The organism is Microbacterium wangyouchuni, from assembly GCF_054072595.1.
In genome coordinates, this window is the sequence record NZ_JBSVRM010000002.1 from 397,895 (window position 1) to 424,462 (window position 26,568).

General features: G+C 64.1%; 27 protein-coding genes and 1 tRNA gene. 10 read left to right on the forward strand and 18 right to left on the reverse strand.

Going from position 1 to position 26,568, the window contains the following annotated elements; translation table 11 throughout:
- Positions 1–51 precede the first annotated feature (51 nt).
- Genes ACW5CM_RS04595 through ACW5CM_RS04615 form a run of 5 tightly spaced genes read right to left on the reverse strand, consistent with a single transcriptional unit; the run spans position 52 to position 5,156 of the window.
- Positions 52–843, reverse strand: coding sequence for an ABC transporter ATP-binding protein (locus tag ACW5CM_RS04595; RefSeq protein WP_438253586.1), 792 nt, complete (start codon positions 841–843; stop codon positions 52–54).
- Positions 840–1,709, reverse strand: coding sequence for an ABC transporter permease (locus ACW5CM_RS04600; protein WP_439254822.1), 870 nt, complete (start codon positions 1,707–1,709; stop codon positions 840–842). Before ACW5CM_RS04600 ends, ACW5CM_RS04595 begins: the two co-directional genes overlap by 4 nt.
- Positions 1,706–2,656, reverse strand: a complete 951-nt coding sequence (locus tag ACW5CM_RS04605) for an ABC transporter permease (protein WP_438253588.1) — start codon at positions 2,654–2,656, stop codon at positions 1,706–1,708. The genes ACW5CM_RS04600 and ACW5CM_RS04605 overlap by 4 nt, the downstream gene beginning before the upstream one ends.
- Positions 2,657–2,660: 4 nt before the next feature.
- A complete protein-coding gene (locus ACW5CM_RS04610; RefSeq protein WP_457124300.1) occupies positions 2,661–4,178 on the reverse strand; it encodes an ABC transporter substrate-binding protein in 1,518 nt (505 codons plus the stop codon).
- A 54-nt stretch (positions 4,179–4,232) separates the two neighbouring features.
- Positions 4,233–5,156: an alpha/beta fold hydrolase gene (locus tag ACW5CM_RS04615; RefSeq protein ID WP_457124301.1), complete on the reverse strand. Its 924-nt coding sequence runs from the start codon at positions 5,154–5,156 to the stop codon at positions 4,233–4,235.
- 159 nt (positions 5,157–5,315) lie between these two features.
- On the opposite strand from ACW5CM_RS04615, the gene ACW5CM_RS04620 reads away from it, so the two are divergent.
- The 3 genes from ACW5CM_RS04620 to ACW5CM_RS04630 are packed head-to-tail and all read left to right on the forward strand — an operon-like array spanning position 5,316 to position 7,016.
- The gene (locus tag ACW5CM_RS04620) at positions 5,316–5,792 is read left to right on the forward strand and encodes a carboxymuconolactone decarboxylase family protein (protein ID WP_438253591.1); all 477 of its coding nucleotides are present in this window, start codon (positions 5,316–5,318) and stop codon (positions 5,790–5,792) included.
- Complete coding sequence (locus tag ACW5CM_RS04625; protein WP_457124302.1) at positions 5,789–6,511, forward strand: tyrosine-protein phosphatase; 723 nt, start codon at positions 5,789–5,791, stop codon at positions 6,509–6,511. The genes ACW5CM_RS04620 and ACW5CM_RS04625 overlap by 4 nt, the downstream gene beginning before the upstream one ends.
- Positions 6,512–6,545: 34 nt before the next feature.
- On the forward strand, positions 6,546–7,016 hold the full coding sequence (locus ACW5CM_RS04630; RefSeq protein ID WP_438253593.1) for an SIP domain-containing protein: 471 nt from the start codon (positions 6,546–6,548) through the stop codon (positions 7,014–7,016).
- Here the strand turns inward: ACW5CM_RS04630 and ACW5CM_RS04635 are convergent.
- Genes ACW5CM_RS04635 through ACW5CM_RS04650 form a run of 4 tightly spaced genes read right to left on the reverse strand, consistent with a single transcriptional unit; the run spans position 6,974 to position 11,155 of the window.
- The gene (locus tag ACW5CM_RS04635) at positions 6,974–7,447 is read right to left on the reverse strand and encodes a Fe-S oxidoreductase (protein WP_457124303.1); all 474 of its coding nucleotides are present in this window, start codon (positions 7,445–7,447) and stop codon (positions 6,974–6,976) included. The genes ACW5CM_RS04630 and ACW5CM_RS04635 overlap by 43 nt on opposite strands.
- Positions 7,444–8,241 carry an arginase family protein gene (locus ACW5CM_RS04640; RefSeq protein WP_438253595.1) on the reverse strand — a complete coding sequence of 266 codons (798 nt, stop codon included), beginning with the start codon at positions 8,239–8,241 and terminating at the stop codon, positions 7,444–7,446. The genes ACW5CM_RS04635 and ACW5CM_RS04640 overlap by 4 nt, the downstream gene beginning before the upstream one ends.
- Before the next feature lie 60 nt (positions 8,242–8,301).
- A complete protein-coding gene (locus ACW5CM_RS04645) occupies positions 8,302–9,036 on the reverse strand; it encodes a PspA/IM30 family protein (RefSeq protein WP_457124304.1) in 735 nt (244 codons plus the stop codon).
- A gap of 58 nt (positions 9,037–9,094) precedes the next feature.
- Positions 9,095–11,155 carry a TPM domain-containing protein gene (locus tag ACW5CM_RS04650; protein ID WP_457124305.1) on the reverse strand — a complete coding sequence of 687 codons (2,061 nt, stop codon included), beginning with the start codon at positions 11,153–11,155 and terminating at the stop codon, positions 9,095–9,097.
- Positions 11,156–11,277: 122 nt separating this feature from the next.
- On the opposite strand from ACW5CM_RS04650, the gene ACW5CM_RS04655 reads away from it, so the two are divergent.
- The 3 genes from ACW5CM_RS04655 to ACW5CM_RS04665 are packed head-to-tail and all read left to right on the forward strand — an operon-like array spanning position 11,278 to position 13,677.
- Entirely contained in the window at positions 11,278–12,111 is an 834-nt protein-coding gene (locus ACW5CM_RS04655; protein WP_438253598.1) for a DUF3097 domain-containing protein, read from the forward strand.
- Positions 12,112–12,127: 16 nt separating this feature from the next.
- Positions 12,128–12,853: a tRNA (guanosine(46)-N7)-methyltransferase TrmB gene (gene trmB, locus ACW5CM_RS04660; protein ID WP_457124306.1), complete on the forward strand. Its 726-nt coding sequence runs from the start codon at positions 12,128–12,130 to the stop codon at positions 12,851–12,853.
- Positions 12,850–13,677: a CPBP family intramembrane glutamic endopeptidase gene (locus ACW5CM_RS04665; protein ID WP_438253600.1), complete on the forward strand. Its 828-nt coding sequence runs from the start codon at positions 12,850–12,852 to the stop codon at positions 13,675–13,677. The genes trmB and ACW5CM_RS04665 overlap by 4 nt, the downstream gene beginning before the upstream one ends.
- 64 nt (positions 13,678–13,741) lie before the next feature.
- On the opposite strand, the gene ACW5CM_RS04670 is transcribed toward ACW5CM_RS04665, so the two are convergent.
- Positions 13,742–14,368, reverse strand: coding sequence for a TetR/AcrR family transcriptional regulator (locus tag ACW5CM_RS04670; RefSeq protein WP_439254811.1), 627 nt, complete (start codon positions 14,366–14,368; stop codon positions 13,742–13,744).
- 43 nt (positions 14,369–14,411) lie between these two features.
- Here ACW5CM_RS04670 and ACW5CM_RS04675 point away from each other — a divergent pair, with 43 nt between their 5' ends.
- Positions 14,412–15,284: an oxygenase MpaB family protein gene (locus tag ACW5CM_RS04675; protein ID WP_457124307.1), complete on the forward strand. Its 873-nt coding sequence runs from the start codon at positions 14,412–14,414 to the stop codon at positions 15,282–15,284.
- On the forward strand, positions 15,281–17,146 hold the full coding sequence (locus ACW5CM_RS04680) for a glycerophosphodiester phosphodiesterase (protein WP_457124308.1): 1,866 nt from the start codon (positions 15,281–15,283) through the stop codon (positions 17,144–17,146). Before ACW5CM_RS04675 ends, ACW5CM_RS04680 begins: the two co-directional genes overlap by 4 nt.
- On the opposite strand, the gene ACW5CM_RS04685 is transcribed toward ACW5CM_RS04680, so the two are convergent.
- The 7 genes from ACW5CM_RS04685 to ACW5CM_RS04715 form a co-directional block, all read right to left on the reverse strand.
- A complete protein-coding gene (locus ACW5CM_RS04685) occupies positions 17,136–17,762 on the reverse strand; it encodes a GyrI-like domain-containing protein (RefSeq protein WP_439254808.1) in 627 nt (208 codons plus the stop codon). The genes ACW5CM_RS04680 and ACW5CM_RS04685 overlap by 11 nt on opposite strands.
- A gap of 10 nt (positions 17,763–17,772) precedes the next feature.
- Positions 17,773–19,197 carry a threonine synthase gene (thrC, locus tag ACW5CM_RS04690; RefSeq protein WP_457124309.1) on the reverse strand — a complete coding sequence of 475 codons (1,425 nt, stop codon included), beginning with the start codon at positions 19,195–19,197 and terminating at the stop codon, positions 17,773–17,775.
- Between the two features lie 91 nt (positions 19,198–19,288).
- Complete coding sequence (locus tag ACW5CM_RS04695; protein WP_438253606.1) at positions 19,289–20,014, reverse strand: amino acid ABC transporter ATP-binding protein; 726 nt, start codon at positions 20,012–20,014, stop codon at positions 19,289–19,291.
- A 2-nt stretch (positions 20,015–20,016) separates the two neighbouring features.
- Positions 20,017–20,682 carry an amino acid ABC transporter permease gene (locus ACW5CM_RS04700; protein ID WP_438253607.1) on the reverse strand — a complete coding sequence of 222 codons (666 nt, stop codon included), beginning with the start codon at positions 20,680–20,682 and terminating at the stop codon, positions 20,017–20,019.
- Positions 20,683–20,751: 69 nt separating this feature from the next.
- A complete protein-coding gene (locus tag ACW5CM_RS04705) occupies positions 20,752–21,603 on the reverse strand; it encodes a transporter substrate-binding domain-containing protein (RefSeq protein ID WP_438253608.1) in 852 nt (283 codons plus the stop codon).
- Between the two features lie 463 nt (positions 21,604–22,066).
- Positions 22,067–22,139: transfer RNA gene (locus ACW5CM_RS04710), tRNA-Arg, on the reverse strand.
- Between the two features lie 16 nt (positions 22,140–22,155).
- Positions 22,156–22,956 carry an SGNH/GDSL hydrolase family protein gene (locus ACW5CM_RS04715; protein WP_457124310.1) on the reverse strand — a complete coding sequence of 267 codons (801 nt, stop codon included), beginning with the start codon at positions 22,954–22,956 and terminating at the stop codon, positions 22,156–22,158.
- Positions 22,957–23,038: 82 nt separating this feature from the next.
- Between ACW5CM_RS04715 and argS the strand changes: the two genes are divergently transcribed.
- Complete coding sequence (argS, locus tag ACW5CM_RS04720) at positions 23,039–24,703, forward strand: arginine--tRNA ligase (protein WP_439254804.1); 1,665 nt, start codon at positions 23,039–23,041, stop codon at positions 24,701–24,703.
- On the forward strand, positions 24,703–25,458 hold the full coding sequence (locus ACW5CM_RS04725) for a DUF2993 domain-containing protein (protein ID WP_457124311.1): 756 nt from the start codon (positions 24,703–24,705) through the stop codon (positions 25,456–25,458). Before argS ends, ACW5CM_RS04725 begins: the two co-directional genes overlap by 1 nt.
- On the opposite strand, the gene ACW5CM_RS04730 is transcribed toward ACW5CM_RS04725, so the two are convergent.
- Entirely contained in the window at positions 25,455–26,510 is a 1,056-nt protein-coding gene (locus tag ACW5CM_RS04730; protein WP_439254802.1) for a YihY/virulence factor BrkB family protein, read from the reverse strand. The two genes, ACW5CM_RS04725 and ACW5CM_RS04730, sit on opposite strands and share 4 nt — an antisense overlap.
- Positions 26,511–26,568 lie beyond the last annotated feature (58 nt).

Sequence of the window (26,568 nt, forward strand, 5' to 3'; positions counted from 1 at the left end):
CCTTCTTGGGCACGGGGAAGTCGCGACTGAGGCCTCGAGTTTCGATCAGGCTCACGCTTCACCACCGTTCGGGCGCCACAGCGTTGCGGTGGCATCGCGCAGCAGCCCCTGCGTAATCGGAGAGGTGGGGGCGGTCAGCAGCGTGGAAACCGGTGCGTGCTCGATCACCTTCCCGTCCTCCAGGACCACCCCGTGGGTGGCGACCTGCGCGAGCACGGCGAGGTCGTGAGTGATGAACATCAGCGACATGCCCTGCTCCTCGACCAGCGAGAGCAGCAATTGCAGGATCTCGGCCTGAATAGTGACATCCAGAGCGGTGGTCGGCTCATCGGCGATGAGCAGCTGCGGTCTGCATGCGAGCGCCATGGCGATCGCGACGCGTTGCCGTTGGCCTCCGGAGAGCTGGTGCGGGTATTTGTCTATCGTGGATCGGGGGTCGGGCAGACGCACCCGCGTCGCCTCTTCGACAGCCCGCTCACGCGCTTCGCGCCTGCTGACCCGGGTGTGGATTCGGACCGATTCGGCGATCTGCCTGCCGACGGTGCGGATCGGGTTCAGCGCCGTCTGGGGCTCCTGGAACACGATGCCGATATCGTCGCCGCGCAGGCGGGCGAGGTGCTTGTCGGGCATCCCGATGAGCTCCGTGCCATTCCAGCGGATGCTGCCGCTGGCTGTTGCACCATCGGGGAGCAGGCCCATAATCGCGAGAGCGGTGACGGACTTTCCGGAGCCGGACTCACCGATCAGACCGAGCCGCGCGCCATCGGGCACCTCGAATGAGATGCCGTCGATGACGCGTCTGCCGTCGATGACGACGACGAGATCCTCGACGATGAGACTCATGCGACCACCGCCGGAGTATGTAGTTCGGCCGACCGGTGCCGCAGCGTCGGATCGGTCGCCTCGCGCAGCGCATCGCCCAGAAGATTCAATGCCAGCACCGTGATCGTGATGGCCAGGCCCGGCCAGACCACCGAGAGCGGGTGGATGATGATGTACCGCTGCAGATCCGCCAGCAGAATGCCCCAGGACGGTTCAACGACGGACGCACCGAAACCGAGGTAGGACAGCCCCGCCTCAGCGAGCACGGCGACCGCCATAGACCAGGACAGCTGGACGATGAACACCGGTGCAACGTTGGGCAGCAGGTGACGGAGCAGATTCTGACCGGCCGACAGCCCCGATGCTCTTCCGGCCAGCACGAAATCGCTCTTCTGGACCCGTCGCAGCTCTGGACGAGTGACGCGTGCGATGTTGACGCCGAAGCCGATGCCCACCGCCCAGATCACCACCCACAGTGATCCGCCCCACACCGAGGAGATCATCATGGCGATGATCAGTACGGGAAAGGCGATGAGGATGTCGACGAGAACGGCGACGGTCTCTCTCATCCAGCGGAAGGTCAGAGCTCCCAGAGTCGCCAGCAGGATGCCGATGAGGGTCGCGATGACTCCGGCGCCGATGCTCACGAAAACGGTTGTGCGGGCACCAACCATGATGAGGCTGAGGATGTCGCGGCCCGTGTTATCGGTGCCCAGCAGGTGCGGCCAACTGGGGGCAGCCCACCGGTTGCGGACGTTCGCGTCGAGGGGATTGAACGGCGTCCAAAATATCGATACCAGCGCGATCAGGGCGATCGCCCCTGCGGTGATGAGCCCGAAACGTCCCGTTGCGCTGCTCCACAGCGAGCGCAGCCAGCGCGGCATCATGCGGCCTCCCGCTGTCTGGGGTCGACGAAATGATGGATGAGATCGACGATGAAGCCGATGATGAGAACAAACCCGGTGAGTACCAGCAGCTCACTTTGCACTTTGACCAGATCACGTGTTCCGACGTCGGCTACCAGCATCCGGCCGATTCCCGGCAGGGTGAAAAGCTGTTCGATCACAACCGAGCCGACGATGATCCCGGCAACCTGCAGTCCCAGGACGGTCACAATCGACAGGCCCACAGCAGGGATGCCGTGCCGGATCAGCGCCTGATTGCGCGTGAGTCCTTTGGCCGCGGCTGTACGGACGAAGTCCTGACCGCGCGCCTGCAGACTGGCGCTGCGCACGAAGCGCAGCAGCATCGCCCCCTCGACTATGCCGATCGTGAGCGCAGGCAGCAGCAGCGCCCGGATCGCCTGCCATGGCTCGGACCATCCGCTGCGGGGGAAGCCCTGCGCCGGCAGCACTCCGAGCCAGACGGCGAAGACCACGATGAGCATCATCCCCGCCCAGATGACCGGGACTGCTGCGAGGGATTGCGCGGCCACGCTGATGGCCGTGCCTCCCGCTCGTCCGCGCAGTACTGCCGAGAGGACGCCGAACGGAATCGCGATGAGTAATGCGATCACCAGCGACATGATGCCCAGCGGGACGGTCACCTGCGCCTTCTCGACGAGTTCCTCGCCGACGGAGGCCCCACTGAGCTGAGACGTGCCCAGATCACCGGTGAGTACTCCGCCGATCCAATCGCCGTACTGCACTGGCAGGGGGTGGTTGAGCCCCAGCGACTCCCGCAGCGCCTCCACAGTGGCAGGCGATGCCTGCGTGCCCGCGATCAACTGTGCGACGTCGCCGGGGAACACCCGCAGAGTCAGGAAGATGAGCACGCTCGACACGAGGAGTCCGGCGATGAGCAGGACCCCTCGTGTGAGCGTGTAGCGCAGCACCGGGCTATTCGGTGACGACGGTGACACCCGCGAGGTTGATTCGCGAGTTGATGGAGTCTTGCGGGAATCCGGATACGGTCGGGCGGACGGCAGTGATGGTCTCGCCGGTGTACAGCCAGTCTGCAGCGTGGTCCTCTGAGACGAGGCGTGCGGCTTCGGCCAGCAACTCGGCCGAGGCATCCTCATCGATCTCGGCAAGGGCCTCGGCGTAGAGCCGCTGAACCTCGGGGTTGTCGTAACCGAAGTAGTACGTCGGGTCAGCGAAGTTGCCGAAGTCGCGGGGCTCGACGTGCAGCACGAAACTGAGGTCGTAGTCGTGGTTGGTGTAGACATCCTCGAGCCAGGTGGGGAATTCGACCGGGTCGACTTCGAGCGTGACTCCGACCTTGGAGAAGTCAGACACGAGCACCTGCGGGACAGTGGTGCCGTAGAAGGACGGAATGGTCAACGTCAGATCGAGCGTTTCATGTCCGGCCTCGGCGAGCAGCTCTTTTGCGCGCTCCGGGTCGTAGGGTGCGACGTCGGACAGGTCTTCGTAACCGGGATCGAGTTCGGGAATCGGCCCGTACTGGGTGGTGCCGGCGCCGACCGCCTCGATAAGGCCCTCGTGATCGACGGCAAGGCGCAGTGCTTCGCGAACACGGATGTCATCCAAGGGAGCCTTGGCGTTGTTGAAGGCGAGGGTGGCCTTGTCGGTGGTGCGTCCCCGCGTCAGCAGGAACTCACCGGAGGATTCGAGTTCGGGTGCGAGGTTAGGATCGACGGCGGTGAGAACATCCAAGCTGCCGTCGAGCGCGGCATTGACGCCTGCCGTGAAGTCCGGGATGTACTCGAAGACGACCTCGGCGACGCCTGCCGGCTCGCCCCAGTACTCGTCGTATCGGGCGAAGGTGATCGAACTGCCCTTACTCCACTTCTGCAGTGTGAAGGGGCCGGTGCCGTTCTCCGCAGTCTGCATATCGGTGGTGTCCCCGGACTGGAATACGAGCCCCGCGGGACCGGTGAGTGCGAACAGGAAGTTCTGGTTCGGTTGCGTCAGCGTGATGACGACCGTGCTCGCATCAGGTGCCGTGACCGAGGCAAAACCAGCGAAATCAGCGAAGCCCTGCATCGTTTCGTCGGCACGAACGGCCTCGAAGGAGGCCACGACATCTGCCGATGTGAGCGCGGTTCCGCTGTGGAAGGTGAGCCCCTCATTGAGCGTGAAGGTGTAGGTGAGTCCGTCGGGGGAGACCTCGTAGTCGGAGGCCAGGCGCGGTTCGATCGTGTTGTCCTGCGTGCGCGTGACCAAGCCTTCATAGACGTTGTCGATGAGGACCTGTTCGATCGCCGCTCCGCTGGTGTGGCGGATATCGAGGTTCGTCGGCTCCAGGACGAGCCCGACGGTGAGCGTTGCGCTGGCATCCGGGACGCCGGTGGCGGTCTCGACCGGATCGGGTCCAGACCCGGCGCAGGCACTCAGGATGACGGCGGTGGCAGCGATGACCGAAATGACGGCTGCGCGTTTGGTGCGTCGGAACATGAAGGGCGAGATCCTCTCGGTGCGGCAGGTGCTGTGTGCCGATTCGGGTAGAGCCTAGAGCGTGGTGCGGTCAGCCAGTTCGCGAATGGCATCGGCGAGTTCTGCCGGGGCGGTTTCTTGCACGTTGTGGGTGGCGTCCATGGCAATGACCCGCGCTGCCGGCACCCGGCGTGCGAACTCCTCACCGTCCGGCGCGGTGACGAAACCGGCGATCGCGCGCACGAGAGTGATGGGGGCTTGCACGGCGGCGAGGTCCTCCCACCCGGTCGGCGTGAGTACGGCGGGGGATACCGTGTCATCCGCAGAAGCGGCGATCGCCTGTGCGGCCAGATGAGCGAAGTGATGCTTCCACTCGATCCGGCCGTCCGGACGGACTCGGGTGTTCAGAAAGACACCGCGTTCGGTTTCGGCGCGTGTTCCGCCGAACCCCAGGGACATAGCGCGGTCAACAAGTTCGTCGCGGCTGGCGAAGTCGGTGGGTCCCTCGTAGAACTTGCGCAGTACGGTGGGGCCGGCCGAGGTATCGATTCCGGGGGTGATGTCGACGATCATCAGCTCGCGGACGAGATCCGGTCGGGCAGCGGCAACAGCCGCCGCGGTCAGACCGCCCAGCGACTGGCCCACGAGGACCTGGGGCTCGGTGGTCCATGTATCCAGGGCGGCGGCGATATCAGCGGCCAGTGTTCGGGCCGAGTAATCTGCATCGGTCCGCCAGCTGGAATCGCCGTGCCCGGTTAGATCAATGGCCAGCACCGGATGCTGGATGTGCAGTGTGGTCGTGTCCCAGGTATGAGCGTTGAGACCTGCGCCATGCAAGAGCGTGATGACGGGAGAACCTTCGCCGAACTTGAGGGCGCTGATCACGCGACCGTCGGCCAGAGCGAGGGTGAGCCGCGTCACTGACGGAGCCGTCACACCGAGAGCTTCGGCCTGGTGCGGAAGATAGCTGAACTCGTTGGTTTCTGTCGCCACGCCCATATTCTGACCCCCAAACCCGTGCAGTAAGAAATGCCGGAGCAAAATGCTCAGTAACAACGCACGTTTACCGAGCGATATGCAGTCTTCAGAAGAAGTTTGTTTGACATGATGCATTTCAACGCAGAACGGGATGCTGGTATCCCGTCCTATCATGGAGACATGAGTGAGACGCGCGTGCACCTGTCAAAAACCGAGCCGGCCGCTTATCGGGCACTGGACGCATTTTCGCAGACAGTCGGTGAGATCTGCGAGGCGAACGGAATCGATGACCGGCTGAAAGAGCTCGTGATGATCCACAGTTCGCAGCGCAACGGGTGCGCGTACTGCACGCGAGTGCATGTCGACCGCGCTGCCGAGGCGGGAATCGACCCGGACACCCTCGCGCAGCTGCCGGCGTGGCGCGAGAGCGGCGTGTTCTCCGATCGTGAGCGTGCAGCGCTCGAGCTGGCGGAAGCGTTCACCCACATTCATGACGGGGGCATCCCCGACGATGTCTACAACCGCGTCGGCAGTGTCTTCACCGAAAAGGAGTACGCGGCTCTGAGCTGGGCCTGCGTTTCCATTAACGCATTCAACCGGGTGGTGATCGCCGGCCGCTACCCGGTGCCGGCACGGGGGAAGCAGGCATCGGCGTGACGATCCTCGAAGTCGACGGCGTCTTCAACGTTCGAGATGTCGGCGGGATGCCCGCTGAGAGCGGACGCATCCGTACGGGCACGCTGCTGAGGTCGGGCAACCTCGTCCAAGCAACGGCGGTCGGTATCGCGGAGTTGGAGCGCCGGGTCACGCACATCGTCGACCTCCGTGATGGCCAAGAGGTCGCCACTGCGCCGTCGCCACCACTGTCGATGACCACAACCCACCTGCCGCTCTTTCTCGGGTCGGTGACCTCATTCTTCGAGGAGGACCTCAGCCTGGGGCAGATGTACCGCCAACTTGTCGAGGAGAGCGCTGCACGAATCGTGGATGCGATCCGGGTAATTGCGCAGAATGAATCGACCCTGGTGCACTGCACGGTCGGCAAGGATCGCACCGGTGTCACCGTCGCACTCGCTCTTGCGGCGGTCGGGGCGGACCGCGAAGCCGTTATCGCGGACTATGCGCTCACAGCGTCGCAACTGCCTGAGGAGCGCAACCGTCGAATCGTCACGTTCCTGCAGACGCAGCATCCGGAGGCACAGCATGCGCTCGCACTGGCGACGCTGTCCCCGGCTGAGGAGATGCGGGCGCTGTTGGACGAGGTGGATACGCGGTGGGGATCGGCGGCCGAGTATCTGCTGGCGAATGGGATGGCGCAGGCCGATTTCGTCGCGTTGAAGAAGACGCTCGTCGAAGAAGTCGCGCTACCAAGGTAAGGCAACCCTTCATCGGGTGTATGATGGAGGAATCATGACGGCATCCTCCATCGTTCGCAGCGGGCGCGCCCAGCGCCGGGCCGCACGGCTGAGCTCGCACCACCTGGTGACCGCAGACGAGAACTCGCTGCTGGACCTCGAGGTCTTCCTCAGTACTCTGCCGCTGTGCGCCTCCGGACGCGTCTTCATCGAAGTTCCGCACGCCGACGACATCGGATTCATCGAGGCTCCGGCCCGCATGACGGTGACTTGGCTGGCCCGCTCGTCGCGAACAGGTGCCCCGGGGACCGGTCGTACGTGCGCACCCGGCGCAGCGGTTGCGCGTGCTGCTACGGCATGGGCAGACGAGATGCTCTGCGACGACGAGCGTCCCACTCAGGTGACGTTGCTCGGCGGGTACCTCGGCACCGCTGACATCGTGGACCACCTCACCGGCACTCTTGCTGTTTCGGCCGCGCAGATTCAGGCTCCGGAGCGCTTCGGGCTACTGCCCGCCGACCGCTGAGCACGGCGCACGTAGTTGCCGTCTTCCAGTCCTGCCTCGATCTCGAAGCGGTTGCGCAACGGGTCACGGCCGGCTAGCAGGTACAGCAACGGCATCAAGAAGCCATAGCGAAGCCATTGCGCCTTGTGGACGGCTTCATGGCGCAGCACAGCGTCGCTGGGATTGGCATCTCCGGTCAGGAAACAACCACCGACGCATACGCCGCCACGGTTGAACGTCCACTGCGGCATGCCGCGGAAGACCCACAGGCCCGCTCGACGCTCGACGGGTCCCGTGCTCCACAGCGTTCCCCAGGTCCAGCCAACGGCCGTGCCCCAGGCGTAGCCGATCCGGCTGATCGGCGAACGCAGCAGGAAGGACGGGATGCGGCGATCAAAGCGTCGTCCACGCGCAAGCGCAGCTTCAGCCGCGGGGCGCCAATCAGCGCTCACGCGATCGCACCGATGAGCCGCAGAATAGTGCCGAGATCGTCGACGGCATCTACGGGCGATCGCGGCGCAAACCCTGCGATTGTCGCCCCGGCCAAATCAAAGCGTCCGCGTAGGGCGCGCAGCGCATCGGTGAGCGCCGCGGTGCCGGCGCCGAACGGTGTTGCCGTCGACACACCGGTGATTTCGGCAGGGTCGAGTACATCGACATCGATGTGCACCCAGACCCGCTTGGCTCCGGTGGCTGCCACGGCATCGGCCAGGGCATCCGCATTTTCGAGTTCTCGGACGCTCACCTGGGTGAGTCCGGCAAGCTGTGTCTCTTCTGCGTCGTCGAGTGCGCGGGCGCCGACGACGACGACGCGATCTTTCGCGATTGCGGGGGAGAGCGCGAGTTGCCCCTCGCCCTCACCGATGATGCTGCGCAGTGCCATGCCCGAGTACGCACCCGAGGGTGATGTGTCCGGGGCATGCAGGTCAGGATGTGCGTCGCACCAGACGACGGCGACGTCATCGTGATCGATCGCGCTCAGCGCGGCGGCAGTGACGCTGCAGTCTCCGCCGATGACGATCGTTTCCGGCGTCATCGCATCGGCGATGAGCGCACGAACGCGCAGCAGAGAGCTCAACCGATGCACTCCGGTTCCCAGCGAGTCACCAGCCTCGACCGGCACATCGAGAACCGTAGTGGCCGTGCGGGGCAGGTCACCGGCGATGGCTGATGCCCCGTCGATGAGGAGCATTGCCCGCGCAGACGGCGATCCCTGCCACTGCGGTACTACAAGAAAACGGGCCACGTCAATCTCCAAAGAATAAGACGGGTGCCAGGGATGCCGACATCCCAGGCACCCGGAGTCTCAGGACTCGAGCTGCGACTGCGAAGTGCCGGCCTTGAGCTCGGCCAGACGCGCCTCGACCTCGGTGAGCTCACCGAGGTCTTCCAGGCTCTCGAACTGGGCGTCGAGGCTGGACGCCGCCAGCTCGATCTTGCCCTGGGCGAGGGCCTCCTGGCGACGAACCTTGTCTTCGAAACGACCCAGTTCGCTGGTGGGGTCAAGCACGTTGATGGACGAGACGGCATCCTGCACCTTGGTCTGTGCTTCGGCGACCTTGGCACGAGCCAGCAGCTCGCTACGCTTGTTCTTCAGCTCGCCGAGCTTGTCCTTCATCCCGTTCAGGCCGCTCTTGAGCTTGTCGACGACCTCGGTCTGCGCGGAGATCGTCGGCTCGGCACCGGTGGCTTCACGCTCGGCGCTGATCTGGCGCTGCAGCGCGATCTTCGCCAGGCTGTCGAACTTGTCAGCATCCGCCGATTCGCCGGCACCGCGCAGCTCATCTGCCTTACGGCTCGCGGCGAGCGCCTTGTTTCCCCAGTTCCTCGCGGACTGCACATCTTCCTCGTGGTCGCGCTCGAGCAGACGCAGATTGCCGATGGTCTCGGCGATGGCGGCCTCAGCGTCGGCGACGTTGTTCGTGTAGTCGCGGACGAGCTGGTCGATCATCTTCTGCGGGTCTTCCGCGGAATCGATGAGCGAGTTGATGTTGGCCTTCATGAGGGTCGAGATGCGGCCGAAGATGGACTGCTTGGTCATGGTGTTTCCTTTCGGTTGGAATGTCGAAGTCAGGTCAAGTCAAGGACGAAGCACGTTATTAGAAGCGGCCCCCGCCGGAGCGCCCGCTGCGGCCGCCGCCGCTGCTGCGACTGCCGCCGCCGCTCCGACTGCCACCGCCGAAGCCCGAGCTGCGGAATCCACTGCTGCTGCTGGAGCGCCAACTGCTCCGACCAGACGAGGATCGGCCGCCACCGCCGCCACCGGAGAGCAGACCACCGATGATGCCGCCGAGGATATCGCCGCCGATTCCTGAACTGGAAGAGTGGGATGAACCGCCGAAGAATCCACCGCCGAAGCCGCTGTCGTACTGACTATGGCTGTAACTGTTGATATCGGACTGAGCCGTGGACTGCGCCTGCCGAGCGAGGGAGAGCGCACGCTGTGCCTCGCTCAGCGCCGCCTGCGGGTCGCTGTGTTCGAGCGTGTGGGCATGCGTGAGGGAAGCCTCAGCCTGGGAGAGGCGAGTTCGGGCGGTGGATCCCACGGTGCCGCGACGCGTCTGGATGAAGTCCCGGGTGCCGCGCACCTGGGAATCGGCCTGGGTCAGCGTCTGCTGAAGCATCAACTGAGCACGGCGAGTGCGTTCAACGCTTTCACGGCCCTGGGCGATAGCGGAATCGATCTGCGCGTTCGCTGCGGTCAGAGCGTCAAGAACACGCTGGGGGTTGCGTGCGGGACCGGCAAGATCTGCCTCAGCCTGTTGCAACTGGGTAGTCGTCGCAGTCATGGCCGCAGAGATCGCGCCCGAAGCGTCGGGCAGCTGTTGAGCGGCAGCGAGGTCGCTCTTCAGCTCGATGATCAGCGCTGTGGACTGCCGCTCGCTTTCGGCGAGCTCTGTACCGAGTGCAGCTATAGCGTTCGCCAACTGCGCGGCCTGGGCCGCCGCCTGCTCTGCCGTGCGAATGGCAAAAGCGGCCTCGCCGTTGCTGCCCGCAGCAAGAGCCGATGTTGCGGCTTCGATCGAGTGGTCTGCCAGATCTGCGCGCTCTCGCGCCTCGGCCGGATTATCTGAGATCGCGCCGAGCGCTTCGGGGGCGTAGGCAGCGGCAAGCGCAGCCAGCGCAGCGGAGGCGCCAGTCACGAGCGGTTCAACCTGTGCTCGTTCGGCGCGAACCCGCTCGAGTTCTTGCGGCGCATTCTGCTCGAGCTTGCGCAGCGCGTCGAAAGCTTCGGTGTTGTCATCGAGGACGTCATCGATCTCATCGCACAGCTGGATGATGCGAATATGCCAGGCGCGACGCTCGTGGATGGTGTCTTCGATCTCGTCATCGAGCTTCTGTTTGAGATCGAACGCCTGAGACATCTTCTGCTGGGCGGATTCGATCGCCCCGCTGAATGCTGCCGTTGCTCCCTCGCCGTACTGGGCGACAGCGAAGCCCAGCTCTTCTCGGCTGGAGGTGATCGCGTCGTCTGCCTGCACGAGCGCGGATCCGGCTTCAGTCTCGACCTGCTCGTCGGTCATGGTGGAGAAGGGATCGTTCGGGTCCGGCTTTTCGGGCATGGCCCCACGCCGCCGGATCTCCGCATTCTTCCTGGCACGCCGAATGAGCGCGATAACGAGCCAGGCCACGAGGGCGAGAGCGACGATCCCGGCGAAGATCAGCACGCCTCGCAGCATGCCTGCGCCACCGTCGCCCTGGATCTCATCGGCGGCGAGGATAATCGCGCCGTCCCAATCCTTTGCCGCGAGCAGTGGTTGGATCGCGTCTTCGATGTTGCTGAGCTTGCCCTCGCTGAGCGGCCCACCCTGTGCGGCTGAGATGTAAAAGGCGCGGCCCTCGACTGCGACGGCGAGCAGGTACTGCTCGGGGCCCAGATTGTTGCGGTCAGCCACGGTGTCAGCCCATACGACGTAGTCGGACGGAGAGGTGAACTCGTCCACGAGGACCACGAAGAGGTCGGCGGTGGAGTTCTCCGTGAGCTCCTGCAAACGCTCCTCGGTCGCCTGCTTCTCGCCCGCGCTGAGCACACCAGCGCTGTCGGTCACGTACCCGGGGTCGAGTGGCAGCGGATCGGTGGCATGGGCTGCGGGGGCGGTCAATGCACCCAAGAGCATCGCGGACGTGATTACGGCCGTAGTCCGCCACCTCGTCTTCATCGTGTTCCCTCCGAGTGGCAGCCGTGCGTCATGCCACGAGTCTATGCAAACAGTCAGACACGCGACAGCATCAACCGGCGGATCGCCGTTCGCCATCAGCGCAGACACATACGCTGGAAGGCATGGAAGACATGTACGGCTCTGATGTGCTGGCGGCGGGATGGCGAGAGCGCGGCGCCAAGAAAGTTCCGGACGTCGCAGCCGAACGCGACCTGGTCGTCGAGGTCGCCATCGACGGATACTGCGGCGCGGTGACGCGGGTGCAGAGCGGACACGTTGAGCTGGAGGATTACCGCGGGCGCAAGCGGCTCTTTCCCCTCGGCGGAGGATTCCTCATCGACGGCGAGCCGGTTCGGCTCACCCCTCCCGCACCCGTGAAACAGGCGATCAAGCGCACAGCATCCGGATCGTTCGTTGCCGACGACCAGCGCGCGCGTGTTGCGCTGCCCAGCCGCATCCTCGTCGAGGGCAAGCACGACGCCGAGTTGGTTGAGAAGGTATGGGGCGCGGATCTGCGTGCGGAGGGCGTGGCTGTCGAGTTTCTGCAGGGTGCTGATCTTCTCGACGAGCTGCTCGCGAGCGAGCCGCCCAGTGCGACCCGTCGCTACGGGGTTCTGCTAGATCATCTCGTGCCCGGATCGAAGGAGTCGCGCCTTGCGGATGCTGTCCGGCGCGGCCCGCACGGTGCGCATGTGCGCATCGTCGGGCATCCCTTCATCGATGTTTGGCAGTGTGTGACGCCGAAGACGCTGGGCATCGCGCGCTGGCCGGAGATTCCCCGCGGCACTGACTGGAAGACCGGGATCTGCCGAGCATTCGGCTGGCCGTACCAGGAGCAGGGCGACACCGGACGCGCCTGGCAGCACATCCTGAGCAAAGTGACCTCCTATCGCGATCTCGAACCCGCGCTGCTCGGTCGGGTCGAGGAACTGATCGACTTCGTGACGGTGCCCTGACAGTTAAGCTGGGTGTATGTCTGAACCGCGCACTTTCCGTGATGAACCGGTGTCTTTCGTACGGCGGAGCGGACGGATGTCTGAGGCTCAAGACCGCGCGTTCGATGAGCTTGCACCGCAATATCTGATCGAGGTTCCGCGCGGTGATGCATCAACGAGTGTGCATCCGGAAGCACGGATGGACCCCACCGCCGTGTACGGCCGGCAGGCACCGCTGATCGTCGAGATCGGCTCGGGCCAGGGACATGCGATCATCTCGGCCGCGTCGTCTCGGCCCGGTGATGACTTTCTCGCCGTTGAGGTCTTCCGGGCCGGTCTTGCCCGCACGATGCTCGATGCGGACAAGGCCGATGTACGCAATCTGCGCCTGATCGAGGCCAACGCTCCCGAGGTGCTCGCATCGTTCTTACCGGTGGGCGCTGCTGCGGAGGTGTGGATCTTCTTCCCCGACCCGTGGCACAAAAAGCGTCACACCAAAAGGCGCCTGGTTCGGCCCGGGTTCGGAGAGGGCGCGGCTCGTGCCCTTGCCGACGGCGCGCTGCTGCGGCTGGCGACGGACTGGGAAGAGTACGCGCTGCAGATGCGTGTGGTTCTGGACGCCGACCCACTGTTCGAGCGGGCCTTCGAGGGGGAGTGGGCTGAGCGCTTCGAAGGACGCGTCATGACCGCCTTCGAGCGCAAAGGACTAGGCAAGGGACGAGACATCCGCGACCTGGTCTACCGCAGACGGCCTCGTCCGTGAACGGCTCTGTGCGTGTCTCGGCGCCGAGCATCACAGCCGCGGCTCTGGTGTGCCTGGCAGCTCCGGCGTTCTTCGTCGCGGAGTGGAGCCTGCTGGGGTGGATCCTGCTCGCCCTGGGCATCGGCGTGAGTTGGCTGAGCGAACGGCGAATGAGCACAGCATCCGGCCCATCGCTGACGCGCGATCTGTCGCTGATCGCCCTGGGCCTGCTCATCGTCAGTGTCATCCCGCTGGCGGCCGAACTCGACAACCTGGCCATGCTGCGCTTCACGCTCGCCCTCGGCGGTGCGGTAGTCGTGCCGTACCTGGTCTCGCGGTTCGTGTACCGCGACCGAGCCATCAGTTTCCCCTGGCGCACCGGCAAACGCTGGGGAAGGCTGCAATGGGGGTGGCTGATCGCCGTGCTGGTGCTCGGTTGGCTGATCCTGCCGTTCTACTTCATCACCAGCGGCGTCTACCAGAACTGGCCGGTCGTCGACTCGCCTGAGCTGATCGCGCGCCTGTTCGTCGGGGTGGGGGCGGTCGGCATCTGGGATGAGCTGTTCTTCATCTGCACGGTGTTCGCGCTGTTGCGTCGGCACTTTCCCAACGCGCTGGCGAATGTGCTGCAGACGATTGTGTTCGTCTCGTTCCTGTGGGAACTCGGCTACCGCGAGTGGGGGCCGCTGCTGACGATCCCCTTCGCTCTGCTGCAGGGATACATCTTCCTGCGGACGCATTCGCTTGCATACGTCGTGACCGTGCACCTGCTGTTCGACGCTGTGGTGTTCGCGGTGCTGGTGCACGCGCACAATCCGGGGATGCTGCCGATCTTCCTGGTCTGAGCCTGGTGTGCACGCCGCAATGCTCGCGGCAGTGCTGGTTCTTGTGCTGTCGAACGTGCCCGCCTCAGCGCGCGGTCAGACGACGGATATCGGCGATCGCCTTCTCGAAGGCGGGGATCGAGAGCGTCACATCGGTGGGTCCGGAGGCTTCGCTGACGACGGCCATGAAAGCGCCCATGACCATAGAGACGGTCAGTGTCGCCTCACGCGCCGCTGTGTCGTCTGGGATGACGCGCCGCGAGGGCAAGGAGAGCAACCAGTGCTCCGCAACGGCGGTCAACTGGGTGCTGATCGGGCCGAACTGTGCGAACAGCGTGGCTTGCGTGTCCGGCTGCTCGGCGAGCAGTCGCGCACGCCCTGCCGCCACAACAGGGTTCACCTGCGCGTGCGGAAGGGAAGCGAGGACAACCATGAACAAGGCGGTCGTGTTCCTCGCACTGGTGTCCGCCATCAGCAGATCGAGAGCCTGATCGTGCGGAAGTAGATTGAGGGGACGGCCGAAGATGGCCGCCTCGCGAGATGCCGCGTAGTTGAAAAATGTGCTGCGTGAGACGTCGGCTCGTTCGCAGATATCGGGCACGGTGATTGCAGCGTGACCGCGCTCAAGCGCGAGGGAGATGGCAGCTTCTTCGATCGCGTTTTCTGTCTCGCGCTTCTTGCGTTCACGGCGTCCCGGCTCCTGTGCCATCATGAACCAAGTCTAACTTTGGACTAAGTGCAAGAGTAGGAGCTCCATGAGTGTTCAGGATCCCGCGGCCGTCGCAGATGTCGGAACCGCGCATGACGGATATTTCGCTCCCGACAGCATCTCCTGGCGAGTGTTCGCCGACCCGGTATCGAAACTGGGCGGCATGGCAGCGTTGCTGCTGCAGGCGCTCAACCCGCACATGATGCGCGTCTTCTACAACGCGACCGAGTCGCACAGTGATTCGGCGGGCCGTGATGAACGCACTGGCCGATACTTCGAAACTGTAATCTTCGGCGACCGCGCACACGCGGATGCCGCGTCGGCCTCGGTGCGAAGAATGCACGTGCATGCCACGTGGACGGACGCCGCCACGGGTGAAGTCCTGCGCGCCGACAAGCCGGAGTGGTTGGCCTGGACGCACAACACCTTCGTATACGCGCTGTTGCGCGCATCGCAGGAGTTCGGCGTCGAGATCACCCCTGCCGAAGCTGACCAATTCATCGTCGAGCAACACGTGGCCGCGCGCCTGATCGGTATCGAAGACGAAGCGCTGCTGCCCTCGAACGCACAAGAACTGCAGGAGTACATCGACGGCCAGACGCACTGGCTCGCCCTCGGGATCGAGGCTGCGGAAGTGACTCGAAACCTCCGCAAACCAGCGCTCCGCGGCAATCCGCTGAAGGTGTGGACCGGGGTGATTGTGCAGGACGGCGTGTTGCATCTGCTTCCCGATTGGGCACGGCTGCTGTACGGAATCGAGGGGCGCCCGATGAATCTGCGCAAAGCAGCGCGCACCACCAAGCACCTCATGGCCGGGGCACGGAAATCAAAAACGTATAAGCAGCTTGTCGACGAAGCATCCTCTCGCGTGCAGGATCACCCGTACCGCAAAGTGCGCACTCGCGTCGCAGCGCAATGACCGACCACACGGTGCAAGCGGAGGCGAGCGAGAGGACTGTTTCGCAGGGCGCCTATCGGAACCTTCTCGGTGCTGCATGGCAGGTTGTGCGCCGCGGCGGCTGGCGTCTGGCCTCGGTGTATCTGGTCGGCCAGCTGATCGTTGCGGTGATCGCCGCACCGGTGCTGCATTGGCTGTTCGCTGAGGCGTTGCGCGCGGCGGGGCTCAGCGGCGTCGAGATTGCTGCCCTCCCGCGACTTATCGAGGCCCCGTTGTCCGCCGGCCTCATTCTCATCGTGGTCATTGTCGGCTTCCTGGTGCTGTCACTGCAGTTCCTCGTACTCGTCGTCGCGGTGCAACGCGTACAGGCGGGAGAGCGCCTCCTCAGTCGCGATGCGCTGACGCACGTGGCTTCGCTCGCACGGAAGCTCCTGCGGCCTAGCTCACTTGCGCTGTTGCCCTATCTGTTTCTGCTGCTTCCGCTGGGCGGGATCGGCTTCCTCTCCGTGCTTTCGCAGGCGATCACGATTCCGTCCTTCATCTCTGGTGAGCTCGTAAAGACGACCGCGGGCATGATCGGTTACCTCGTTTTTCTCCTCGTGCTCCTCACGCTGAATGTGCGGTTCGCCCTGGCCGTTCCGCTGTTCGCAATGACCGACGCCACGGGCGGGCGCGCCCAGCGCCGCAGCTGGCGACTCATGCGCGGCCACGGCATCACACTCACACTGCTTGTTGCCACGGTGCTCATCGCCGGCGCGCTGGCAGGTGCGGTGCTCGTCGCCGTCGGGCTTGCGCCTGTCGCGCTCACAGATGTGTTTGCGCCGTCCGCATCTCCTGCCGTCGCCGCGGTGATGCTCGCCCTCACACAGGCATGCGCATTGACCATCATCGGTATGGGCGGCGTCATGATTGTGTCCATCGTGGTGACGCTAACCCGCATCGTCGTGCCGGACGCCTCTCGAGTGTCAGATGCCGAGGCCGCAGCCGTCGCTGATTCCGAGAAGGAGCAACCTCAGCCGCGAAGAGCACTGATCGCGGTTCTGTGCGCGGCAGCGTTGATCGCCGGATTGAGCGTTGTGAACCTGCCGCTTATGAATGCACTGTCGCGGGCGCCGGATACCCTTGTGATCGCACACCGCGGCTACACCGCCGAGGCAGTGGAGAACACGCTGTCGTCGCTGGAAGCCGCGCGTGAGGTAGGCGCTGACTTCGTGGAGATGGACGTCATGGAGACCGCGGATCGGCAGTTCGTGGTCATGCATGATGCGAACCTCAGCCGGCTCGCAGATCACGACAGTGCGGTCAGCGAGCTCACCCTGGATGAGTTGAGCGCGCTCACTGTTCACGACACGCAGGGCAACAGCGACCGCATTCCTTCCCTCGAGGAGTACGTGCTCGTGGCCAAGGACATCGAACAGCCTTTGCTGATCGAGATTAAACTCCACGGCGCCGAGACACCGGATCTGGTGCCGCGGCTGGTGCAAGAGCTTGAGTCACTGGGGGTGCTCGAGGACAACATCTACCACTCGCTCGACGGCCCGACGGTCGAAGAACTCAAGCGGGTGCGGCCGAACCTCACCGTAGGGCTCACGATGGCGCTGGCTGGCATGGGAGTGCCGCAGACCTCAGCGGATTTCCTCGTAATGGAGGAGTGGTCGTTCACCGATGAGATGCGTGATGCCGCGCATGCGGCGGGTCTTGGCGCGATGGCATGGACAGTGAACGATGAGCAGCGCATCCGCGATCTGATGCGCGATGACATCGATGGGGTCATCACCGATGTGGCCGCCGAAGCGCTCGATGCTCGCACGCAGATGCAACAGTCGACAGGGCTCGCAGACGTGTTCTTCGATGCGATCATGCGTTACGTCGTTATCTTCTGAGTCGTCGGACCGGCTGACGCAGCAACGTACGGCGTTTGGCAGGATCGCCTCTGCGCGGGTCGCTGAAGTAGATCTCGTGGTGCTTGCCGGTCAGGCTCAGCCTGTTCAGCGGGATGAACGAATCGTGCATCTCAGCGAGTACCGGCGCCTCATCATCGAAGGCACCCACGTGCAGCGTCTGAACGCACAGACCCTCGCTGAACGAGCCGAATCGCACCTCATCGAACCGCCTGCCGGGGTTTTTCGCTGTGACTCTGGCGACAGCATCCGCGAAGTGTTCGTGGTCGATCCAATCGGGCTGCATGATCATCATCGTCCAATCCCATTGCGACTTATCGCGTGAGGACGTGAACGCGGCATGATCGTCCGCCCACCACAGCCCCTCCAACGGCATGACCGTGTAGTCGCGGCCGAGGGTGTTCTTGCTGGTGAACTTCAGCGTATACGCGATCGGAAACAGCGCCTCGACGGCGCTGGCGAACTCAGGGGAGGTGTTCGGGTCGCCGTGACCGTCGATCATCAGGTAACGCAGGGACGGCACCTCGACGATGTCGAAGCGGCCCCTGCGTGCCGAATACGCCCCGATCTGCTTCTTGAAGTCGACCTTGGCGTTCATGCGCGGCAGTTTAGCTCAGCGCGTGCTCGGAGATGAAGGCCCGGAGCTGCTGCTCGTCATCGGGCATCTCGATCACACGCTGCGGTGCATCCAGCAGCGCCTGAGTATCGGCATCCGGCTCGTCCGTGGTGCCCAGAGCCTCAGCGATGAGATCGGCGAACTTCGCCGGCTTCGCCGTTTCGAGGACGAGCATGGGGACGCCATCCTCGACGTGGTCACGCGCGACCTTTGCACCATCGGCGGTGTGCGGGTCGAGGATGACACTGCTGTTCGCGGAGAAGTCACGGATCGTCGAGAGTCGATCGGCGTGCGTACTGGTGCCGCTGACCAGACCGAACTCGTCCGTGAACCGGCTGAGTTCGCCGGACAGGTCGATCTCGTCGCGTTCTTCGAGTTCGTGCCAGGCCGCCGCGGTGCGCTCCGGGTCGCGACCCAGCAGATCGAAGACGAAACGCTCAAGGTTCGAAGCGCGCGAGACGTCCATCGACGGGCTCGACGTCGCCAGCGTGTTCTCGGCGCTGCGCGGTCGGTAGTGCCCGGTGCGGAAGAACTCATCGAGCACGTTGTTCTCGTTCGACGCGAGTACGAGCTTGCGGATCGGGATCCCCATGCTCTTCGCATAGTGACCGGAGAGGATATTGCCGAAGTTGCCGGATGGAACTGCGAAGGAGACAGCGAAATCTGCTCGCTCGCTCTCCGAGAGACCGTCAGTGACACGCAGCCACGCCCACACGTAGTAGGCGATCTGCGCCGAGATACGACCGAAGTTGATCGAGTTCACCGCGCCGAGACTGTGGGCGCGCTTGAAATCAAGGTCTGTGGAGAGACGCTTGACCAAGTTCTGACAGTCGTCGAAGACGCCTTCCACAGCGATGTTGTGCACGTTCTCGTCCTGCAGCGAGTACATCTGCGCACGCTGGAATGCGCTCATCCGGCCCTGCGGGGAAAGCATGAAGATCGACACGCGCTCGCGTCCGCGCAGGGCATGCTCCGCTGCGGATCCGGTATCGCCCGAGGTCGCCCCGAGGATGTTCAGCACACGGTCGTTCTTCTCGAGCACGTACTCGAGCGCCTCGCCGAGGAACTGCATCGCCATGTCCTTGAACGCGAGAGTCGGGCCCTCGGACAGCCCGACCAGAGTCATGCCCTCGCCGACCTCGGTCAGCGGGACGATCTCGTCGACGGCGAACTTACCGCCGCCGTAGGCCGCATCGCACAGCCGGGCGAGGTCTTCTCGGGGGATGTCGGTGGCGAACAACCCGATAACCTCGGTGGCCAGCTGCGGATAGGTCAGCAGGCGTAGCCGTTCGAGGTCGTCACCGGTGAGCTGCGGAAGGCGCTCGGGGACGGCGAGGCCGCCGTTGGGGGCGAGACCCTCGAGCAGGACATCGCAGAACTGTCCGAGTGAGCCGCCGCGTGTGGAGATGAACTGCAAGTCTCAAACCTCGATTGTGCTGGGGGACGGAGTCGCTTCCATCGTAGAGCGTGGAGCAGAGGTCGTTACGATCAGGCAGCAGCCAAATGACTCACAGCACCTTGTCGAGGAACTCCTTCGTGCGCGCCTCGCGGGGAGAGTCGAAGATGGCGCTGGGGATTCCCTCCTCCACGACCACTCCGCCGTCCATGAAGACGACGCGATCGCCCACCTCTCGAGCGAAGCCCATCTCGTGCGTGACAACGACCATTGTCATGCCCTCATCCGCCAGGGTCTTCATCACAGCGAGCACATCTCCGACGAGTTCCGGATCGAGCGCCGAGGTCGGCTCGTCGAACAGCAGGATCTTCGGTTCCATCGCAAGCGCGCGAGCGATGGCGACACGCTGCTGCTGTCCGCCGGATAGCTGTGCAGGGTAGGCGTTCTCCTTCTCCGAGAGTCCGACCTTCGTCAGCAGCGCACGACCGCGCTCGAGCGCCGCCTGCTTGTCGAGACCGCGAACCTTCATGGGCGCGAGCATGATGTTCTCGATCACGGACTTGTGCGGGAACAGGTTGAACTGTTGGAAGACCATGCCGATCTCGGTGCGAACGCCGTCGATATTGATCTTCTTGTCTGTGACGTCATTGCCATCAACGATGACGGTGCCGCTGGTGATCTCCTCCAGACGATTGAGGCAGCGAAGCAGCGTGCTCTTGCCGGAACCGGACGGGCCGATGACGCAGACGACCTCGGACTCATCGACTGTGCAATTGATGCCAGAGAGCACTTCGTTGTCACCGAATGACTTATGGAGATCTTTGATTTCAATGATCATGATCAGCGGTCCAATCGTTTTTCAACAATGCTGAGCACCTTCGACAGCGTGAGTGTGATGACGAGATAGAAAGCGGCGACCGTGGTGTAGATCTCGACCGCGTTGAAGTGGCTGGCCGCGATCATACGGCCCTGGAAGATGAGTTCGGGTACGAGTATCACTGAGAGCAATGACGTGTCTTTGATGCTGATGATGAACTGGTTACCCAGCGGCGGGATCATTCGTCGGAAGGCCTGTGGCCAGATCACGTGGAGCATGGTCACGTGCTTGCCCATGCCGAGCGAGCGGCCAGCCTCCATCTGTCCCTTGTCGACTGACTGGACAGCACCTCGAACGATCTCGGCGATATACGCACCGGAGTTCAAAGCGATCACGATGATGCCGGCGACGAGGGAGGGGAAGGTGTAATTGATGATGAGCGGGAGCGCGAAGTAGATCCAGATGGCCTGGACGAGCACAGGGGTGCCGCGGATCAGCTCGACGTAGACGGTGGCCAGCCAGTAGAGCGGTTTAATCTGGCTGATGCGTCCCAGGCCGACGAATGCGCCGATGACGAAGCCGATGCCGATGCCGATCACCGAGACCAGCAACGTGTAATAAAGACCGACCCCGAGCGCCGGGAGGAATTCGATCACTCCGGCCCAGTTGAAGTTTGCGAGTGCGTGCATGTCGAGTGTGCCTCTCATGGAAGAGGCGGGTGCATGATTGCACCCGCCTCAACGAATAGTGCGTGGATACTACTTGGCGTCCACGCCCATGGCGGCAAGATCCTCGAGCCAGGTGGGCTCCTCGCCGAACCACTCCTGGTAGATCTCGGCGTAGCGTCCGTCGTCGATGATGTTGGCGAGCGCCTGGTTCATGGCCTCGACGAGTGCCTCGTTCTCCTTCGACACGGCGATGCCGTACTCCTGAGCTTCGTACAGGTCACCGACGGCCTTCAGCTTTCCTTCGCCGGTGGTCTTGATGTAGTACTCGACGTTGGGAGCGTCATACAGCAGGGCATCTGCGGTGCCGCCCTCGACTGCGAGGTACATCTGGTCGAGCTGCTCGAACGGAAGCGCCTTCGCGTCGGGCACGTTCTCAGCCAGGTAATCCAGCGGTGCTGAACCCAGTCGAGACGCGACGGTCTTGCCCTCGAGGTCTTCCATGCTGGTGATGTCGGTGTTGTCGACGGGGACGCCGATACGGGTACCGGACTTGTAGTACGGGCTGGTGAAGTCCACAGCGCCCTTGCGTTCTTCGGTGATCGTAATACCGGCGATGGCGATGTCGAATGCGCCGGTCTGTAGGCCGGGGATGATGCCGTCGAAGTTCGTGACTTCGAGGTTCACGTCGAAGCCGACCTCATCGGCGATCGCGTTGACGATGTCCATGTCGAACCCGACGTGCTCACCATCCTGGTCGAACTCGAACGGAACGAAGGAGCTGTCCGTGGCGACCGTATAGGTGTCCTTGAGGTCGCTGCCGCCTGCGCCTTCGCCGTCGCTTTCGGGGGCGTCACCACCTGCGCAGCCGACCATTCCTACCGAGAGCGTGATGGCTGCCAACGTGCCGATTCCGGCGGTGAATGAACGCTTTGTAAACTGCATTGTTTGCCCTTCCGAAGCTGAGCCCCCGAGTAGGGGATCCCGATCCACGCTATGGAGCGGTCAAGAGGCGTGTCAACACGTCCGGGTGGATATGGGCCGATTCCGTTGTGAATCCCGCCGTGCTGCGCTTCGGCGCTCGCAGCCCGGTCGGACCTGGGCCGCGCCCATCGCGCGGAACGTGTCCACGGGAGGATTTCCGAGGATCGATACCGCCGCTCGCGCGCGCACGGGCGCGAGGAAAAGACCTGGCTGCAGGTGATAAAGAAGGTGGTCGCATCCTCGATCTCGCACCCGGGTTCATCGAGCGGATGCGGTCGGGCACAAATCGTCCGTATCGGTCGCGTGGGGACGCCCCAGCACGGACGGAGTCGTCGTCACCTAACGGCTAACATCACGTTCTGGTACCAAGTGCTGCGGACAGCACAGAAGGGCCGTCCAATGGACGGCCCTTCTGCAGAATGTGTGCCCCCGACAGGAGTTGAACCTGCGACCTACGGTACCGGAAACCGGCGCTCTATCCACTGAGCTACGGAGGCGTACCGATCGAGAATATCACCGACTGGGTGCGGACTCCGCAACGCCGGCCTCGGTTGTGGGCGCGGCGGCCAGATCTGTCAGCGCGGCGGCGACCTTTTCCGCAAGATAGCGGTGCCCTGCGGTCGACGGATGCCGGTTGCCGAGGTCGATATCGATGACATCGCGGTAATTGAAGAATGTGATCCATTCCGCGTGGATGGGGGAGACATACCACCAGCCGCGCGCGCTCGCGAGGGCGGCCAGATCCTGGTCGATTCGCACGGTGCCGTCTTCAGCAGGAAGGATGTGCGGTGCGGGCCCCAGCACGACGATCGCGGCATCCGGATACTTCGCAGCCAGCGCGTCCCACGCCGCGTTCACGGCATCGCGGTAACCGGCAGCGCCCTGCGCACGGTCGTTTATGGAACCCTGAATGATCACCAGGTCGGGATCGAGCGCAGGATCCAGCCCCGCGATACGCTCTCCGAATGCCGGCCCGTCGACCCCAGGTTTGAGATAGCCGCTGCCGCGCACACCCTCGACGGTGGTGGTGCCGCCGATGAGATCGGCCAGTACGTACGCGTAACCGAGGCTCGGATCGCTGGCGGCCGAGCCGTATGTCCACGAGTCGCCGAAGACGAGAACATGCGGATGCACCGGCAGAGCCAAAGGCTCCGGAACGATTGCAGCCGGCCTGTCGGCGGCGAGCACCGGCGCCGCGGTGGGGGCAGGGATCCAGGGGCGCCAGACGCCCAAGGCCACCGCGCACAGTGCCACGACGAGCACGGCGATCAGCGTCGTTGCTCGTGCGCTTCGGCGCGTCTGTGCCCTGGCCATGGCATGAGGGTAGGCGATCGGATGCTGATCGCCAATTCAGCGCGGAAAAATGCGTCTGCGTGCGCCGTAGACTTGACAGGCTATGAACCCTGACACTCTTGCCGAAGCCATTCTCGCTGTCGTCACACCGATCGCGGCAGCCCTGCGCCCCGACGAGACGCTCGACCTCGACGTCTCCGACATCGTCCTGGAGCGTCCGCGCAACCGCGATCACGGCGACTGGGCCTCAAACCTGGCGATGCGTCTGGCGAAGAAACTCGGTACGAACCCGCGTGAGCTCGCACAGCAGATCGCCGATGAGGTTGCCCGCGTCGATGGCGTTGCCAGCGCCGAGGTCGCCGGCCCCGGCTTCATCAACTTCCGCCTCGATGCGGCCGCGGCTGGCGTGCTTGCGAAGACCATCGTCGAGGCCGGAAGCGACTACGGCACCAACACCTCGCAGCAGGGTGTGAGCGTGAACGTCGAGTTCGTCTCTGCGAACCCGACCGGCCCACTGCACATCGCGCACACGCGCTGGGCGGCTCTGGGCGACTCGATCGTGCGGTTGCTGCTGGCCAGTGGCGCCAATGCCGTCCGCGAGTACTACATCAACGATGCCGGTGCGCAGATGCAGCGGTTCGCGGCATCCGTCGTGGCTGCAGCCAACGGGCAGCCGACCCCCGAGGGCGGCTACCCGGGGGAGTACATCGCGTCGCTGTCGGCGCGGGTGCTGGAGGCGCGCCCTGATCTGCTTGAGCTGCCGGAGGCAGAACAGCTGAAGGTGGCCGAAGATCTCGCCTACGAGTATCAGCTCGCCGAGATCAAGAGCTCGCTCGACCGCTTCAATGTGCCTTTCGATGTGTGGTTCTCGGAGCGCTCGCTGCACGAGAAGGACGCGTCCGGGTCCAGCCTCATCGATCAGGCAGTGGATCGCCTCCGTGAGCAGGGGCACGTCTTCGACGAGGACGGCGCCGTCTGGGTGCGCACCACTGATTTCGGCGACGACAAGGATCGGGTCATCCGCCGCTCCAACGGCGAGTACACCTACTTCGCCGCCGACGCCGCCTACTACCTGAACAAGGGTGACCGCGGATTCGAGAACAAGATCTATCTGCTCGGCGCCGATCACCACGGGTACGTGCATCGGCTGAAGGCCATCGCAGGCGCCGCCGGTCAGGACCCGGAGAAGAACGTCGAGGTGCTGATCGGGCAGATGGTGTCGATCAATGGCGCCCGCCTGTCCAAGCGTGCCGGGAACATCATCGAGATGGACGACCTGCTGGACTGGCTCGGCACCGATGCGCTGCGCTATTCGCTGGAGCGCTCACCCGCAGACTCGCCGCTGGACCTTGACCCGGAGCTGCTGCAGAAGCGCACCAACGACAACCCGGTGTTCTACGTGCAGTACGCGCACGCGCGCACTCACAATGTGGGCCGCAACGCCGCAGACTCGGGCGTTGACCGCTCGGAGTTCGCTCCGCAGACGCTGACGCACGAGACGGAGTCCGCTCTGCTCGGTGCCCTTCAGGAGTTCCCGCGCATCGTCGCGTTCTCCGCTGAGGTGCGCGAACCGCACCGGGTTGCGCGCTATCTCGAAGAGCTCGCGGGTCTTTACCACCGCTGGTACGACAACTGCCGCGTCACGCCTCTCGGTGACAGCCCGATCGAGAGCGTGCACCGCACCCGTCTGTGGTTGAACGACGCCACCGGTCAGGTTCTGCGCAATGGCCTCGGTCTGCTCGGCGTTTCCGCTCCGGAACGCATGTGATGTCTGACGACGTTGTGCGGCGCGGGCGATGGCCCTGGGTGCTGCTCATCGTCGTCGCAATACTCGCGGTGCTCATCGTCGTCGCGGAGTTCGTCGCGCGCAGCATCCTGCCCGGCATTGTGCGCGGCATCGTGATCGAGCAGCTCGAGCTGCCCGCCGATCAGGAGCTCGACGTGGATGCCTCCGGCATACTGCTGCCGCAGCTGATCGGCGGGCGCCTCGATGAGCTGCACCTGCAAACGGACGCTGTGACCATCGGCGGTGTCACGGGAGCCGCTGCTGTCACGGCCGTCGGAGTTCCGCTTCACGGCGGAGACCTCGACGGGGCCGCTGGCACCGTGCGCATCGACCAGGACGAGTTCGTCGCTTTGGCGGCAGCATCCGACCTGCCGATCGATGAGATCGCATTCGCTGCGCCGAATGTCACAGCAACGAGCAGTTTCACGGTGATCGGTGTGCCGGTTCCGGTTGCCCTGACCGTTGAGCCGGGGGCGGATGCCGGAGAACTTCTGCTCACACCCGTCGAGCTGCGAGTCGCCGGGGTCACGCTGAACGCCGCCGAGATCGCCGAGCGATTCGGAGACGCGGCGGCGGGGCTGACACAGCCGCACCGGATCTGCATCGCGGATCAGCTTCCTGCTGGCATCACCGTCACCGGTCTCACGATCCAACACTCCACAGCTGTCATCGACGTCGACGTGGATGGTGCGATCATCACCGACGCGGCACTGCAGCACAACGGGGTGTGCAGCTAAGAACCCCGCTGCTCCTCAGCTGCGGCCTCTTCCGCAGCGCGCAACGCTCTGGTCGTCATGATCACATCGTGTTGAGCGAGCTGTACGCGTCGCTGTGCGAAGGTGCGCGCTGCCGCCCGCGCTGACACGCGGTCGTGTTCTTCTTCGGCGCCGGTGACGATGTAGGCGCACGCGACCAGAATCACCTGGGTGCTGAGGTTGAGCCAGATCAGCAGCGCCAACAGTGAGGCGAAAGAGGCCAGCAGCGGATTCGACGTTGCACCTCCCACGAACAGGCTGGAGAGCTCCTGCAGCACTAGCAGTCCCAAGCCGCCCAGCATCGCACCGGACCAGACCGCACGCGTCGACGCGCGCTGACCGGACAGTAAACGGAAGACGCCGTAGATGAGCAGCGCATCCAGTGCGAACACGACTAGGAGGGAGACGATGCGGATGCCCCACACCGCCCCGGTGGCATCCGATGGCACGCCGAGCAGATCCGTCACGAATCCGATCCCGATGCGTGCGAGGAAGGTGACGGCGGCCGCCGCGACGAACGAAACCGCGATACCGACAGCCAATGCGAGGTTGCGCACGATGACCCACACCCAGAACGTGTCATCCATCACGGAGCCCGCAATCGTGCGAACGGCGATGCGCAGGGAGCCGATCGCACCGAGCGCTGCACCGATCAATGCGATCAGCGAGATGATGCCGGCGATCGAGAGACCGGTGGGAGCCTCGATCGTTGCGGGATCCTCAACGACGCCGCCTTCGCCGATGAGTCCGGGGATGGCCGAACTGATGGCGTCGGTGATCGCCTTCCACGCGGCAGTGTTGCCCTCCAGCCACAATGACGCGATGGAGAAACCCAGCAGCAGTCCCGCGAAGACGCTGAACAGCGCCCGGTACGTGACACTGTCGGCAAGAGCGGGGCCGCGCCTGTCGGAGTACAGCAACGCCGCCCGCACGAGCTTGCGGGCCAGCGCCCAGGCGATGGCGGACCTCACGAACGCTGCCACGCCGCCAGCCTTGTCGCTGTGCTCGGATTCCGTTGTGTGCGTGTTGGGCATGCCTTCACCGTAATGAATGATCGTGTGTGTCGAGGAGGGACTTGCGGATGCATGTCGG